A 14,048-nucleotide genomic window follows, 5' to 3' on the forward strand; every position below is an offset into this window, starting at 1 on the left:
CGGATGCGAGTGCTGTTCGTGGCCATGCCGTTGATCGGGCATCTTTTCCCGATGATGCCGTTGGCGCGGCAATTGCACGAGCGTGGGCACGAGGTCATGGTGGCTACCGGCGGCGATGCCGCCGCGGTGGTGCGCGCGCAGCTGCCGGTGGCCGATGTCGCCCCGCCGATCGACTATCTGCGGGCCGCGGTGCGTGGGTTGGGCAGCCATCCGGTGCTGGCGTGGCGCTCGGGGAAGGGAATGGCGGATGCGCGCGGCGGTGCCCATGTTTTCGCTGTCACCAATCGGCCGATGATCGAGCCGCTGCTGCGTGAGGCCACCGAGTTCGGGCCGGAGGTGATCGTGCACGAGCCCTTCGCCTCGGCGGCGGCGGTCGTCGCCGATCGGCTCGGGGTTCCCACGGTCCTGCACAACATCGCTCTCGACAACGGCACCGTCATCCGCCGTGAGTTGCTACGTCTGCTCACTGACATCGCCCCGCCCGCACCGGCGGCCACGTTGTCCATCGCCCCGCCCAGCATCGTCCGCGTCGACGGCCGCCCGCTGCGCTACACCCCGTACTCCACCCCCGGTGCGACCACGCCCGCGTTCCTGCGCGGACCGTCGACTCGTCGACGCATCCTCGTCACCCGTTCGACCATGCTCGGGGACGGCCCGGACACGATGCTGCGTGCGATCGTGCGCGCGGCCCCCTATGTCGACGCCGACATCGTGATCGTGCGGCCGGATCGAAGAACTGTGCGTACCACCACCCTTCCCGCGAACGTCCACACGACCGGCTGGATCGACCTGCGCGAAGCCCTGCCCCACTGCACGGCCATGGTCAACCACGCGGGCGCCGGTTCGGTCTATGCGGCCCTGCACGCGGGCGTACCCCAGATCGCCACTCCAGCCCCCGGGGATCGCGCCTGGAACGCCCTCGCGGTGCAGCGACGCGGCGCCGGACTGTCGGTGCCTGCCCGCTCGATCACCGCCGACCATCTCAATACCCTGATCGACGATCCCGACCTGGCGCGCAACGCTGGTGCGGTCGCCGCCGAGATCGCCGCGATGCCCGATGTCAGCCAGATCGCCGACGAGCTGACGCAATTGGCCACATCGACCCATTGAGCTACGGGGCTTGGACCAGCGTCAGCTTCGACTTCTTCCGTACGGTGAAACCCAATGTCTCGTACAAGCTGATCGCCGAGGTGTTGTGCGCGACCGCATGCAGAAACGGCGTCTCCCCCCGCGCCCGAATTCCCGCCCCGACCGCCCGAATCAACCGCGACGCGAACCCACGCCCCCGGAATTCGGCGTCGGTGCACACCGCGCTGATCTCGGTCCATCCCGGCGGATGCAGCCGTTCCCCCGCCATCGCCACCAATCGACCCTCGACCCGCAACCCCAGATAGGTGCCCATCTCGATGGTGCGCGGCGCATACGGCCCCGGTTCGGTCCGCGCGATCAGCTCCAAGATCTCGGGAACATCAGCGGCAGTGAGTATTTCGAGCTCGGGATCGACGGCGACCCGCAACCCCGCACCTTCCATCTGCACCGTGTCGAACTCGGCGAGCACCGTCCACTCCGGCGGCAGAACATGCCCCAACCCTCGTATCCCGGCACTGCCGCCCGACCCGAGCGCAGTCCCCAGATCAGCCCAGTCCTGCGCGTCCAGGACGGCCGGATGCCCGACGAACCGCGCCACCTCCGGCTCATACCGCCCGATGCGCCCCGTCCAGTGCGCGAACCGACTGTGCTCCCCACGCAACGAGGCCCGCACCGGATCATCCAGCGGATGCACCGCGATCTCGACGTCGACCGTCACCACACCCTCCTAGCCACCGAACCCGACCGCCGAAACGTTAGCCGAACACACAATCACCGGTCACCGGTTGCACTCAGCACGATTCCGACCCCTCGCCTACGACAGTGCGCGCTGGATGTCTTGTTCGAGCAGATAGTGGTTCACGGCCACCGCAGCCCTGGATCCCGCGGCCGCGGCGTGGATCAGTTGCGCAGGCGAATCGACGACATTGCCCGCCGCCCAGACGCCCGGCACGCTGGTGTGGCCGGTGGCATCGACCGCCACCCAGCCATCCTCGCCTACCGTGCACCGCGACCGGTTCAGCAACTCGTCACGAGGGCTGAAGCACGGCCCGACGAAGACCGCTGTCCGTGTAATGACCTGTCCCGATGCGATTTCCACGCCGTGCAGTTCACCGTCACGCACGACAACTTGCGCAATTTCTCCCTCGACGATTCGAATGCCACGCGCGGACAGACGGCGACGCTCGTCAGCGGACAGGTCGATCTCTCGCGGGAAGAAGGTGACATCGTCGGACCATTGACGCACCAGAGAGGCTTGGTGCACGGAGAACGCCCTGTTGGCGCCACCCAGTACCGCAAGCGGTTGGTCTCGCACCTCATATCCGTGGCAGTACGGACAGTGCAGGACCCCCTTGCCCCATTGCTCACGAACTCCCGGAATCGCAGGCAGTTCATCGCGCAAGCCGGTCGCCACGACAACCGACCGCGCTGTAATGACTTGTCCAGTCTCGGTTTCGACCGCAAAGCCGGTGTCTGCCTCGGCCAGTTCGACAACTCGACCACCCAGCAACTGGGCGCCGTATCGGAGCGCTTCGGTCGTGCCGACTGCCAGCAACTCGGTCGGTGTCGCGCCGTCGCGGGTCAAGAACCCATGTGTGTTCTCGGCAGCCATGTTTCGAGGCGCACCGGAGTCGATGACCACTACCTGGCGGCGAGATCGGGCCAGAACCAGCGCTGCGCCGAGACCTGCTGTGCCCCCGCCGATCACCACTACGTCGTGAAGCATGGATCCCCCTTGTACCAGCTCGCCCCACAGGGCAGTGTCGCCATCCGGGTACGCTCCTGAACGTACCGAATTGTTAACTAGTTTACAAAAGGAGCGCCGATGGCCGAGCGATCACTGCGAGACCGAACGTGCGATCTCTGGCGAGACCGAAATCCCGAACTCGACACCTCCGCGATGGTGGTGGTGGCCCAGGTCAAGCGCATCTCCGCTCTGCTCGACCGGGCCGTGGAGAACATCTACGCCGAGGCGAACATCACGGCCGCCGAGGTCGGACTCCTGGTCCCCTTGCGCTATGCCGAGCCACCACTCACCGCGATCCGACTCGCAGAACATCTCGGAATGTCGCGAGCCGGCGTCGGCAAAACACTCACCAAACTCGAGCGCCGCGGCCTGATCACCCGCGCCCAGAATCCGACCGATCGACGATCAACCTCGATCCACCTCACCACGGCCGGAATCACCCTGATCGACGAGGTCTTCCCCCGCGAAATCGAAGCCCACACACAACTCCTGGCCGACCTGAATCACGAACGCCCAACAGTGCTGCAGGGCTTGGACCGCCTCGCCCGAAGCCTCGAAGCTCGAAGGAACCGCTGAGTCCGGGCCCGGATACAGCTTGGACTCAGCTCGACGAGCGGCGAGACCGCTAACGGCGCGCCCGGACCGCCTCACCGATCAACTCACGGGCACCGTCACCGAACACAGCCTGGTCGTTCAACACCGCGAACATCCGCTCGTACAAGGCGATCTCACGCGGCTGCGTCACCGACAGTTCCGCGGTGACCGTCTCGACCTGAACGAGCCGCTGATCGAAGATCGCGAACCCGTTCGTCGCTGGGCCCTCATACGATGAGTTCATCGGCACCACACCCAGAACGACACGTGGCAACGACATCACCGTCAGCAACCGATCCAACTGCCCCAACATCACCTGATCGTCAACGATTGTCGTGTGAAGCACCTGCTCGGCAATGATGAACGAAAACCGGCGGTCACCGCGATACAGCACCCGTTGACGTTCGACCCGGGCTGCGACACCGTCGGCGAGGTCATCGGGAATGCCGTAGAAGCTGATGATCTTCGACAGGATCCCCTCGGCGTACTCGGCGGTCTGCAACAGCCCAGGCACGATCGTCGGTTCGTACCAGCGCATCGACCGGGTGGTGACTTCGAGTCTCACCGACATCTTCTGGCGGCGCCGTGTTCCGGCGCCGAGCAGGCGTTTCCACTCCATGTAGGCGGCTTCGATGTTGCGCAGGGTCGCAATGAGGTCCGGGAGTTGGTCGAGGCGGCCGGTGTGTTCGCACCATGCTTGTAGGTCAGATTCGGACGGGGTTTGTTTGCCGTACTCGGTGCGCGAGACTTTGGATTCGTGCCATCCGGCGAGCTGTGCGAGCAGGCGAGCGGTGATGCCGGCGTCGCGGCGAAGCTCGCGGAGCCGGAGCCCGAGAGCTTCGCGCGCTTCATCGACCGAGTTGGTCACCGAGCACCGAGGGTGAGGTATTCGGTGTGTGGAACCGCCGCTTCCCACACGAGGTCCCGCACCTGCACGCAGTAGGCCACGATTCTCGGGTCGGTGGTCAAAGCGCCGCCCCGCCATCGTCCGCCGGGTTCGAAGACGGTGAACGCCACCGAGTTCCGGTCGAACAGCCACCAGTCGTCAACGGTCAGCTGCTCGGTGTCGATGTCGTGGCGGGACAGGTACCGGATCTGTTCGCCCGCAGCGGCGTTCTGGTGGGACACCTCGAGAAGCCAGCGGGTGTAGTCGGTGTGCGGGACTGTGACCACGCGTGCCCGCCGAACGGTCACCCCACGGGCGGTGGTCTCCTCGACCAGGTCCAACCAACCCTGTAGCCACGAATAGTCTTCAGCGGGAACGCCGTTGAGGAAATCGCGAAATGGTTGTGTCTCGTCGGGTGTGTTGTAGGTGTCTCTCACTTCCAGGTGAAATGCCTCCTGGCGGGCTGACCGGAGGAGGTCGTCGAACGCTTCACCTTCCAGTAGGAGCACCGTAGAACTTCCTCTCGCACTTCGGGACCTCGATCGCGGTCTCTCCTGGCGCGAGGTCCAATTGGTCCAGGGTGGCACGGTCGATCACCGGGACACCGGTCAGGGTGAATGTTCCCCGTCCGGTGTCGGTCATGGTCGCGCCGACGAATGTGTCGGGCTCGGCGAATCCGAGGAGCAAGTGCGGGATCTCGATGACGGCGGGATCGCCGGTCTCCCACCCTTGCACGATGTAGGCGCCCTGGTCGGTTGCGAGCAATGTGGGGCATCCGCCGCCTCCGCTACCGCCATTGCCGAGAAACTCCAACTGCATGACGTACCGTCCTGTCCAGTCGTGTGCACGAGCTTGCGTCGCACTGATTTATCGTCCCTGATCTGGTTGTTAATTGCTAGATATCAACAAGCTTCGCGCAAGTTGGCGCAAGTTTGTGGCGTCGCCGTCCGGCTGCTTCGTAGCTTGGAGCCATCCCGCTCCGACACACCCGAGGTGACCCGATGAGTATCACGCTCGAAGCCAAGATCTTGGCCGCGTTGCAACCAGGTGGCATGCTCACGATCGCCACGATCGCCCTCACCGTGCAGATCGCCGAATGGGAGGCCAAGCGCGTCGCACTCGAGTTGCAGCGCAAGGACTTCGCGTTCGAGAACCTGCGCAACGAGTGGCAGATCACGCCCGCGGGCCGCAGGGCGGCGACCCGGTGAATGCTCTGCTGCTGTGTGGTCATGACCCCGGCCCGCTCACGGCGGCTCAAGCTCATCGGGCGATGCAAGTCCATCTGGAATGCGCGGTCGATACCTGCCGGAGTCGGCGCCGCGCCAGAAACACGTTGGTGGAGCAGAACCGGATGGTCCTCGACCAACGCGCACAGCAGGCAGGAGGCTCGTGATGAGCGAGGATCATCTGACCCACTGCCAGGACTGGATCTTGACCAGCCTCTGCCGGTTCTCCCCGACCACACCGATCACCACACCTGACCTGGCCTCGAAGTTGAGCCACTCGGTACACCGCACCGAGACCTACCTGGAACAGTTGGTCGAAATGGGATTGGTTCGTGTGCAACATGTTTCGGGTGAACCGGCGTGGCGGCCGTCCAGCGAGGGCCTCACGATCGGCACCGTCGTATGAGCACACCTCCGGTGGGCCCGACATTTCCCAGCCCGCCACAGCTGGGTGCCCGTCCGGCAGATCCTCCGGACGGGCACCCAACTACCAGAAAGCCTCAGCGCTTCAGGGTGAAGATGAAGTCACCGGAGAGCTTGCCGCTCAAGCGAACTGCTGAGGCAAGACTCCCGTCGGCGATCAGTTTCTCGACCTGGGCTCGCGAGATCCCGAAACCGTCAGCGATCAGTCGTACCGGCCGGAGAGGGATCCGCGCCGCGAAGAGAACCGACACATCAATGACCTCGCAGTCGAGGTGGTCGGACCCGCCGGTGTCGAGGCGCCAGGCGTTGTCCCAGTCCAGGGAGATGCGATTGCGGCGTTGCACGACTGGGTCCTGGAGTAACTCGGCTGTCAGGTCAGGGTCGTTGTCATGCATCCGGTCCAGCAGTTCGGATCGCACCGACCGCACATTCACCCGCTCCATGATCGTGAGTTTTGTGGTGTCCCCGCAGGAGATACAGCGCGCGAGGAGCCACACATCGAGGAGTTTGTGGTGTGCGTTGACGCGAAATTTCTTGCTGGCCCGGAAGCGCGTGGATGCGCATGCGTGGCAACGGCGGCGAATGAGGGGCAGGCAGGTGGGCACGACCACCCAGATTTTGAGCATAGAAGTACACCCGTTTCGGTGAGAAGTCCGCAGCAAAGAACCGCGCTGCGCACAAATGCGCGGCGCGTGAAATTCACTGCTCGGGAGGTCTCACAGGATGTACAACGGCGCGTCCTCGGCTAGGTGGCTCGGTTCGGCAGCATCGTAATGACGCGCAGCGGTGTTGTCCCACCGGTTTTCGAGCAGACGGTCGACTCGTTGCCCATCCGATCGGCCATGGTCGACCACGAGACGAATCCCTACCTCCCCCACCGATTTCCGACCGCCGACCACTGTTTGACTCTGCGCGAGGCGGGCATTCGCACTGAGCTAGGACAAACCTCTACCGGAGGGACCGGGTCGTGTTCACACATCTACGAGGCGCCATGTTGATCGGGCTGCTGGTTGTTGCCGGCTGCGCCACCAGCACCGACGCGCAGGATCCCGGGTTACCGCCGTCGCCCGCGGGCGCACCGGAGATCTCCGATGCGGCCGGCGTGCACCTGTGCGAGATGCTGGCGCCGGATCTCGATAATTGGCGTCAACAGGGGTTCAATGTCGCGCGGGTGTCATTCAACGCCACGGTGCAGAACTGGGCGGCGCGCAGCGGCGGCATCAATGTCGCGGTGGTTCGCAATCGCGAGGTGATCGATACGGTCACGCTGAAGCACTGCGTTGATGTGCGCCAGCAGGCTTTGCAGGCTCTGGATGTGCCGAATTTGGCCTCAGCGCTCGCCGGAGCCTGAGGCGCCGGCATCGGAAGCCTCGGCGGCCGAGGTCTCATCGATGTCCTCGGCCCCACGGCGCCGGTCACGTAAGACCAGCACACCGGCCGCGACCGCCCAGATCACCGCGAACGCGACCGCGCGTATCAGACTCCAGTTGACCATCAGCATCACGAGGGCGACACCGCCGAACAGTGTCAACAGCCGACCGGTACTCGTCTGACCTTTCATCGCCAGATCATCCCACGATCCCACCGGCCTGCCGCCCTCAGCTTTCGGCATGCACGGGCGAAGTCTCGTCGCGGATGCGTGGACGGCGAGTGGTCCAGGCCAACGCGGGCACGATCAGCAGGGCGATCCCGGCACCGAGCAACGCCAGACCCGGGTAGTCGGCGAATGCCACGATGACCCCGGATCCGAGTCCACCCCCGGCACCGGCGACAGCGATGCCCACATCGACGGTGCCCTGCGTGCGCGCACGGGTGGCGACCGGCGTCGCATCCGCGATCATCGTCGTCCCCGCGACCAACCCCAGATTCCAGCCGATCCCGAGCAGCCCGAGCGCCACCGCCAGCGCCGCCACCGAACTCGGCGGGGCGAGTGCCGCGGCTGAGCCGGCGGCGACCAGCGTGCCCGCGGCCGCCACGGCCACCAGCCCCGACCCGAACCGATCGACGAGCACTCCCGACAGCAACGACGGTAGATACATGCCCGCGACGTGCACCGCGATCACAAACCCCGCCGCGCCGACACCGTGCCCGTGATGCTGCATATGGATCGGAGTCATCGTCATGACCGCGGCCATGACCAACTGCGTCACGATCATCACCGTCGACCCGGCCACGATCGGCGCCGACCACCGCGTCGGAGCGTCCGGCACGACAGCCTCGCCGGGCGACTCGACGAGGGTGCGGGCGAGCACGAGCGGATCCGGGCGCAACATCACCCACAGCACCAGCGCCGCGAGCACATAGGCCACCCCAGACAGCACGAACGGACCCGACAATGCTGGAATACCGTACCGCACAGCCATATTCGACATCGGCGTCGTGAGATTGGGCCCGACCACCGCACCCACTGTCGTCGCCACCAATACCGTGCTGATGGCGCGCGCCCGATGGGCGGGCTGCGCCAGATCGGCGCCGGCGTATCGCGCTTGCAGACTGGTCGCGGTGCCCGCCCCGTAGACGATCAGCGAGACGAACAGCAACGGCAGGCTCTCGGTCACCGCGGCCGCCACCACCCCGAAACTTCCCAGGCCGCCCGTCAGATACCCGAGCGTAAGGCCCACCCGACGCCCGGCCCGCTGCGAGATCCGACCCACCCCGACCGCGGCGGCAGCCGACCCGACGGTGAACATCGCGCTGGGCAACCCGGCCAGCCCGGTGGAACCGAGCATTTCTTGCGCCAGCAGCGCGCCGACTGTGATTCCCGCGGCAAGCCCCGCGCCACTGAAGATCTGCGCCGCGACCAACACCGCCAGCGTGCGCCGTTGCGCGGGATGCTCACTCATGGGCATCACACTGCGGCATAAGTGGACGAAGGTCCAGTTATTAGGACGCCGAAGTACCGAGCGCGTCCCGCATCACCGAAACCCTGTCCTCAACGCAAGTAGGGTCCCAGCGCGATGTTCACCTCGGACCCGACATCCTCGATCGAAATGATCGGCCAGATCCGACCGGGCAACATCGTCCCCGCGGCCGTGGCGTAGCCGACCACATCCAGCGCAGCGCTCCCGTCGTCGTCATGCAGAATCCCCGCCTCGGTGCGCACACCATCGGAGAACACCACGTCGAACTCGTCGGCTATTCGATCGGCGCGTACCACCACGCCGGGGAACAGATGCGAATAGTCGACGGTGATCCGTCCGGGCTCGACACATTCGTCCATCGGCGTCCTCTCGTTGTCCGACGTCAGTGACCACACGGATCCGTGAGATGCAGTCCCTCACCCACCTTGATCCGGCGATGCTCGGCGAGCACGATCCCGATTCCGAGCAGCAAACACACACCAGTGAGGATTCCGGCGATCACCGCCCATCCGACAAATCCGGAACCGGCCGCCGTCAGGGTGGCCGCGAGCATCACGATGCCGATCCCGAGAAGCAACAGCCCCGGCCAATTGAGCGAGTCCTGGACCAACTCCCCGGCGTGCGAGCGCGTCGTGCGTTCGGTATCGGGAAACTTGTGTTGATGGGGATCGATGTAGTCAGTCATGGCACGGCCTCCTTTCGATGAGGGTTCTCCCCATCCGGCGCGTACCCCCGATTCACTCGGGCAAACGACCACCCTCGTGCGTTTTCTCGCGAGCGAGCACGAAAAAGTACGGCTCGGGGAAATCGCGGTAATCCATCAGGCCCAAGACTGTGTTGTCGTCGACCCGACGGAACACATCGATGATCGCCCGATGGTCGTACACCATCGCCGTGGTGACGACCCCGCGATGCTCGACCGAGCGCAACCGCGCCCGATAGTCGCGAGCGCGCAACGCCGGCTTCAACAGCCCGAGCAGTCCGCGACCCCGGTCCACAATCGAGGTCGGCACCTTACCGACCAGGCCCAACGGCACCTTCTGCGGATCGACAGCGAAGATGTCGCCCGACCGGTCACGGAACAGCAGCGGATGCACACTGTCGATGCCGTCGAACTGCTTGCCGTACCAGCCCGACGCCACGAGCAGGCCGTCCATCGGATGCCCGGTGGCCAGCTCGCGACCGTGCCAGCGGCCACTGAGCTGGGACGCGGGCACCGGCGGCAGACTGTCGAACAGCGCCAGCGCCGCCTCCCGGGAACAGACGGGTTCGAGCGCGGTGAGTTGGTCGATCGTCATGAAGATCCTCTCTTTCAGGCAGGCAGTCGGAGCGCGCCGGGCGCGGTCGCGGGCACCGCGGGACGTTCCGGGGCGACCGGACTGATCCGCTGGTAGGCGGCTCCGAGATCAGGACGCGGATCCGGCTCACCCTTGTTGGGCCAGAACGCCATCGCACGCTCGGCCTGCGCGGTGATGGTCAGCGACGGATTCACGCCGAGATTGGCGGTGATGGCGCTGCCGTCGGCGATGTGCAGGCCGGGATAGCCGTAGACGCGCTGGTAAGGATCGATCACGCCGGTATCGCGGGAGTCGCCGATGGTGCAACCACCGATGTAGTGCGCGGTCGCGGGGATATTGAAGATATCGGTGGCGATGTTGCCGGTGATGCCGTCGGACTCGGCCGCGTAGCGCCGGGCGATATCGTGCGCCATGGGAATCCACTCCGGATTCGGCTCACCACTGCCCTGTTTGGTCACCAACCGCTTGCCCTTCAGATACGAAGTCAGCGAATTGTCCAGCGATTGCATGACCAGCAAGATCACCGACCGCTCCGACGCACCGTGCGCGTTCTGCGAACGCACGAATTGCACCGGATGCAAAAGAATCGTCAGCAACAGCCGCAGGAACCGGAACGCCCCGCCGTCGATCATCGGCACCGTCTGCACGAACAGCGCGTTCTGCCCCTTGCCGTAGGTGCACACCTCCACGTGCGTCTGCGGTTCCGGGTGAATGGACGACGTGATCGCCACACCCTGGGCGAAGTCGTGGCGGGACTTGCTGGTGACGCCGATGATCGCCTCGGAGTTACTGCGCGTCAGCTCGCCGAGCCGCGAGGACAACTCCGGCAGCGTGCCGTCACCGCGCAGCTTGTGCAGCAACTTCTGGGTGCCGAGAGCCGCCGCCGCGAACACCACCTGCTGGGCGGTGAACGTGCGACGCTGCTTGCGCACCCAACCGTTGGACTGCACCGTCTCCACGCGATAACCGCCGTTACCGTCGGGGGTTACCGCCGTCACCGTGGTCAACGGGTGCACCTGCGCGCCGTTGCTCTCGGCCAGGTGCAGGTAATTGAGCGTGGTGGTGTTCTTGGCATTGTGCTTGCAGCCGGTGAAGCACTCCGAGCAGTGGATACACCCCGCCCGGCGCGGACCGGCGCCGCCGAAGTACGGGTCATCGACCTCCACGCCCTCGGAACCCTCGTTGAAGAAGACACCGACATGGGTGCGATGGAAGGTGTCGGCGACCTTCAGATCCCGTGCGACCTGCAACAGCACGTCGTCCTTCGGCCCGATCCGCGGATTCTCCACCACGCCCAGCATCCGCGCGGCCTGGTCGTAGTACGGCGCGAGCTCGGACTTCCAATCGGTGATGTGGGCCCACGCGCGATCGCGATAGAACTCCGGCAGCGGTTCGTAGAGCGTGTTGCCATAGATCAGCGACCCGCCGCCCACGCCCGAACCGCTGAAGACCAGGCACTTACCCAGCGCGCTGATCCGCTGCGGTCCGGTCAGACCCAGGCGCGGCGCCCAGATGGCCTTGGGAATGTTCCAGTTGGTCTTCGGATAGTCCTCGGCGTTCCAGCGCCTACCGGATTCGAGCACACCTACCCGATAGCCCTTTTCGGTCAGCCGCAGCGCGGTCACGCTGCCACCGAAACCGGAACCGACGACGATCACGTCGTAGTCGTAGTCGCTCATCGTGACACCACCTCATAGTCGGCGGGATCGAACCGCGCCTGTTTCTTGTATTGGATTCCGAGCAATGGCCAGTTGGTCGTGATGCGGCCGTCGGCCTGGCGATACCACGACGAACACCGGGTCCACACGCTTCCGGTGAGCTGCGCCTGGATCCGCTCGTCGTAGGCCTGTTCCACGTCCGGACGAACCGTCAGCGCGCGACCGGACGCCGCGAGATGGGCGACATAGTCGCCGAGGTACTTCGCCTGCGCTTCCAGGAAGTAGATGATCGAACCGCCACCGGTATTGGTGTTGGGGCCGTACATGATGAACAGGTTCGGAAACCGCGGCACGGTCATCCCGTAGTAGGCGTGCGCGCCGCTGTCCCACTCCTGCGTCAGTTCCCTGCCCTGCGCGCCCGTGATGGTCATCGGGGCCAAGAACTCCGTGCTGGTGAAACCGGTGCCCCAGATGATGACGTCGACCTCGTGGTCACGCCCGTCCACGGTGCGCACACCCGAGGGGGTGATCTCGGCGATCCGCTCGGTGGTCACCTCCACGTTCGCTTCTGCCAGGGCGGGAAGATAATTGTCGGAGAACAGGATTCGCTTGCACCCGACCGGATAGTCCGGCCAGACCTTCTCGAAAAGACCCGGCTTGGTCTTGGTCTGCCTGCGCATATGCCACTTCGACACGGCCTTGATCGCGGCGGCGAGCGGTTTGGAGTACACCCAGGCGACGCTGAGCCCTTCGACCACGCCGTACCAGGTCGCGCGTTCGGCGAGCTCGGTCACCGGCACCTTCTCGAACACCCGGTGATGGCGCTCGGAGAACTCCCGATCAGGGCGCGGGATGATGTAGGGCGCGGTCCGCTGGAACAGCGTCAGCTTCTCGACCTGCTGTTGCACCTCGGGAACGAACTGGATCGCGCTCGCCCCGGTGCCGATGACAGCCACACGCTTACCGGTCAGGTCGATGTCGTGGTTCCACTCGGCGGAGTGGAAACTACTGCCGCCGAAGCTGTCTCGACCATCGATCGTCGGCACGGCGGGCCGCGACAGCTGCCCGACCGCCGACACCAGAACATCGACCACCACGGTGTCCCCGCCACTGAGCCGGACGGTCCACTTGCCGGTCGCGTCGTCGAACGCGGCTCCGAGCACCTCGACACCGAAGCGGATATGACGGCGGACATCGTATTTGTCGGCGACGTGCCTGATGTAATCGAGAATCACCGGCTGCCGTGAGAATCGGTGCGGCCAGCGCGGATTCGGTTCGAAAGAGTACGAGTAGAACGGGGACGGCACATCACAGGCAGCACCGGGATAGGTGTTCTCCCGCCAGACGCCACCGACATCGTCAGCCTTCTCGAACACGACGATGTCATCGAAGCCGCGCTTCTTCAGTTCGATGACAGCCGCCAAGCCGCCGAACCCGCTGCCGATGACTGCAATGGACGGGGTCATGAGGTCCCTTCGAGAACGATGCGAGCACAGGTATCGGGGTCGTCGCTGAACGGGAGGTGCCCGCAGCCGGGAAGGTCGAGATGGCGCGCGAACGGCAACACCACGCGCGCACGCGCGCTCTGGGTGCGGTGCACGAGCACGACGTCGCGGGTGCCCCACGCGATCGTCACCGGAATCTCACCCAACGAGCCACGGTCGTCGCCGGGATCGAGGACGTAATTGCCGAAGTCGTCGCGCGCGGCCGCGAAGGAGGTGGCACCGGCCAGCCCGGCCAAGTCGCTCCGAGCGGCATCGGGGTCGACGCCGACCGGGTGACCGAACATGCTCGAGAGCAGGATCCTGCGGCCCGCGGGGTATTCGACCAGCCGGTCCAATGTCGGTCCGGCGGTACGGGCGGCACCACGCATGCTGGTGAGCAGGACCTGAGTCCACCGGCGTCCGACGGGCCCGTAGAAGCCGACCGGTGAGAACGCGGTGACCCCGGACGCGACTCCGGTGCGACCCAATTCGATGGCGATGCCACCACCCATGGAGCTGCCTACCACGTGCGGGCGTCGAATTTCGTTGTCCGCCAGCCAGCGCGTGAGCCAGGCGGCGTACCCGCGCGGACCCGGCCGGACATCGTCGAGCGCCGGCGAGTCACCGAAACCGGGTAGGTCGATCGCGATGACCTCGTGCTGATCGGCCAGTAGGTCGATGATCGGCGCGAAGACCTGCCAGCGACTGCCGAGGCCGTGCACCAGCACGATCGGCGCACCACTACCCCGGCGGAGGTGAGAGATCTGCGTCATCGCAGCCTT

19 protein-coding genes are annotated in these 14,048 nt (G+C 65.4%); 5 read left to right on the forward strand and 14 right to left on the reverse strand.

Going from position 1 to position 14,048, the window contains the following annotated elements; genetic code table 11:
- Positions 1-3 precede the first annotated feature (3 nt).
- Complete coding sequence (locus ASD42_RS22705) at positions 4-1,110, forward strand: glycosyltransferase (protein WP_056820047.1); 1,107 nt, start codon at positions 4-6, stop codon at positions 1,108-1,110.
- Position 1,111: 1 nt separating this feature from the next.
- Here the strand turns inward: ASD42_RS22705 and ASD42_RS22710 are convergent, their stop codons facing one another.
- Both ASD42_RS22710 and ASD42_RS22715 read right to left on the reverse strand, forming a co-directional pair.
- Positions 1,112-1,810 carry a GNAT family N-acetyltransferase gene (locus ASD42_RS22710; RefSeq protein ID WP_442938660.1) on the reverse strand — a complete coding sequence of 233 codons (699 nt, stop codon included), beginning with the start codon at positions 1,808-1,810 and terminating at the stop codon, positions 1,112-1,114.
- A 93-nt stretch (positions 1,811-1,903) separates the two neighbouring features.
- A complete protein-coding gene (locus ASD42_RS22715) occupies positions 1,904-2,815 on the reverse strand; it encodes an NAD(P)/FAD-dependent oxidoreductase (RefSeq protein WP_056820050.1) in 912 nt (303 codons plus the stop codon).
- 99 nt (positions 2,816-2,914) lie between these two features.
- On the opposite strand from ASD42_RS22715, the gene ASD42_RS22720 reads away from it, so the two are divergent.
- A complete protein-coding gene (locus tag ASD42_RS22720; protein WP_056820053.1) occupies positions 2,915-3,412 on the forward strand; it encodes a MarR family winged helix-turn-helix transcriptional regulator in 498 nt (165 codons plus the stop codon).
- 49 nt (positions 3,413-3,461) lie between these two features.
- On the opposite strand, the gene ASD42_RS22725 is transcribed toward ASD42_RS22720, so the two are convergent.
- Genes ASD42_RS22725 through ASD42_RS22735 form a run of 3 tightly spaced genes read right to left on the reverse strand, consistent with a single transcriptional unit; the run spans position 3,462 to position 5,135 of the window.
- Positions 3,462-4,298, reverse strand: coding sequence for a DUF5753 domain-containing protein (locus ASD42_RS22725; RefSeq protein ID WP_056820056.1), 837 nt, complete (start codon positions 4,296-4,298; stop codon positions 3,462-3,464).
- Positions 4,295-4,825 (reverse strand): DUF6879 family protein, encoded by a 531-nt coding sequence (locus ASD42_RS22730; RefSeq protein WP_056820058.1) that lies wholly within the window; start codon positions 4,823-4,825, stop codon positions 4,295-4,297. Before ASD42_RS22730 ends, ASD42_RS22725 begins: the two co-directional genes overlap by 4 nt.
- Positions 4,806-5,135: a hypothetical protein gene (locus tag ASD42_RS22735; protein WP_056820061.1), complete on the reverse strand. Its 330-nt coding sequence runs from the start codon at positions 5,133-5,135 to the stop codon at positions 4,806-4,808. Before ASD42_RS22735 ends, ASD42_RS22730 begins: the two co-directional genes overlap by 20 nt.
- 182 nt (positions 5,136-5,317) lie before the next feature.
- Between ASD42_RS22735 and ASD42_RS22740 the strand changes: the two genes are divergently transcribed.
- Together ASD42_RS22740 and ASD42_RS22745 are read left to right on the forward strand one after the other, a co-directional pair.
- Positions 5,318-5,524, forward strand: a complete 207-nt coding sequence (locus ASD42_RS22740) for a hypothetical protein (protein ID WP_056820065.1) — start codon at positions 5,318-5,320, stop codon at positions 5,522-5,524.
- A gap of 184 nt (positions 5,525-5,708) precedes the next feature.
- Positions 5,709-5,948 carry a hypothetical protein gene (locus ASD42_RS22745; protein ID WP_056820067.1) on the forward strand — a complete coding sequence of 80 codons (240 nt, stop codon included), beginning with the start codon at positions 5,709-5,711 and terminating at the stop codon, positions 5,946-5,948.
- A 94-nt stretch (positions 5,949-6,042) separates the two neighbouring features.
- Here ASD42_RS22745 and ASD42_RS22750 read toward each other — a convergent pair whose 3' ends face one another.
- On the reverse strand, positions 6,043-6,591 hold the full coding sequence (locus ASD42_RS22750) for a DUF1062 domain-containing protein (RefSeq protein WP_056820070.1): 549 nt from the start codon (positions 6,589-6,591) through the stop codon (positions 6,043-6,045).
- Positions 6,592-6,956: 365 nt separating this feature from the next.
- Between ASD42_RS22750 and ASD42_RS22755 the strand changes: the two genes are divergently transcribed.
- On the forward strand, positions 6,957-7,316 hold the full coding sequence (locus tag ASD42_RS22755; RefSeq protein ID WP_056820073.1) for a hypothetical protein: 360 nt from the start codon (positions 6,957-6,959) through the stop codon (positions 7,314-7,316).
- Here the strand turns inward: ASD42_RS22755 and ASD42_RS22760 are convergent.
- From ASD42_RS22760 to ASD42_RS22795, 8 genes are all read right to left on the reverse strand, one after another.
- On the reverse strand, positions 7,296-7,577 hold the full coding sequence (locus ASD42_RS22760) for a hypothetical protein (protein WP_156677541.1): 282 nt from the start codon (positions 7,575-7,577) through the stop codon (positions 7,296-7,298). The two genes, ASD42_RS22755 and ASD42_RS22760, sit on opposite strands and share 21 nt — an antisense overlap.
- Positions 7,564-8,808: an MFS transporter gene (locus ASD42_RS22765; protein ID WP_056820078.1), complete on the reverse strand. Its 1,245-nt coding sequence runs from the start codon at positions 8,806-8,808 to the stop codon at positions 7,564-7,566. Before ASD42_RS22765 ends, ASD42_RS22760 begins: the two co-directional genes overlap by 14 nt.
- Positions 8,809-8,897: 89 nt before the next feature.
- A complete protein-coding gene (locus tag ASD42_RS22770; protein WP_056820081.1) occupies positions 8,898-9,185 on the reverse strand; it encodes a hypothetical protein in 288 nt (95 codons plus the stop codon).
- Between the two features lie 23 nt (positions 9,186-9,208).
- Complete coding sequence (locus ASD42_RS22775; RefSeq protein ID WP_056820083.1) at positions 9,209-9,511, reverse strand: hypothetical protein; 303 nt, start codon at positions 9,509-9,511, stop codon at positions 9,209-9,211.
- 52 nt (positions 9,512-9,563) lie between these two features.
- Positions 9,564-10,124 carry a DUF4334 domain-containing protein gene (locus tag ASD42_RS22780; protein ID WP_056820085.1) on the reverse strand — a complete coding sequence of 187 codons (561 nt, stop codon included), beginning with the start codon at positions 10,122-10,124 and terminating at the stop codon, positions 9,564-9,566.
- A 14-nt stretch (positions 10,125-10,138) separates the two neighbouring features.
- Positions 10,139-11,803: a GMC family oxidoreductase gene (locus tag ASD42_RS22785; protein ID WP_056820088.1), complete on the reverse strand. Its 1,665-nt coding sequence runs from the start codon at positions 11,801-11,803 to the stop codon at positions 10,139-10,141.
- Complete coding sequence (locus ASD42_RS22790) at positions 11,800-13,248, reverse strand: flavin-containing monooxygenase (protein WP_056820092.1); 1,449 nt, start codon at positions 13,246-13,248, stop codon at positions 11,800-11,802. The genes ASD42_RS22785 and ASD42_RS22790 overlap by 4 nt, the downstream gene beginning before the upstream one ends.
- A complete protein-coding gene (locus ASD42_RS22795) occupies positions 13,245-14,039 on the reverse strand; it encodes an alpha/beta fold hydrolase (protein WP_056820094.1) in 795 nt (264 codons plus the stop codon). The genes ASD42_RS22790 and ASD42_RS22795 overlap by 4 nt, the downstream gene beginning before the upstream one ends.
- Between the last annotated feature and the right edge of the window lie 9 nt (positions 14,040-14,048).

Source organism: Nocardia sp. Root136 (genome assembly GCF_001427185.1).
Taxonomy (GTDB): Bacteria; Actinomycetota; Actinomycetes; order Mycobacteriales; family Mycobacteriaceae; genus Nocardia; species Nocardia salmonicida.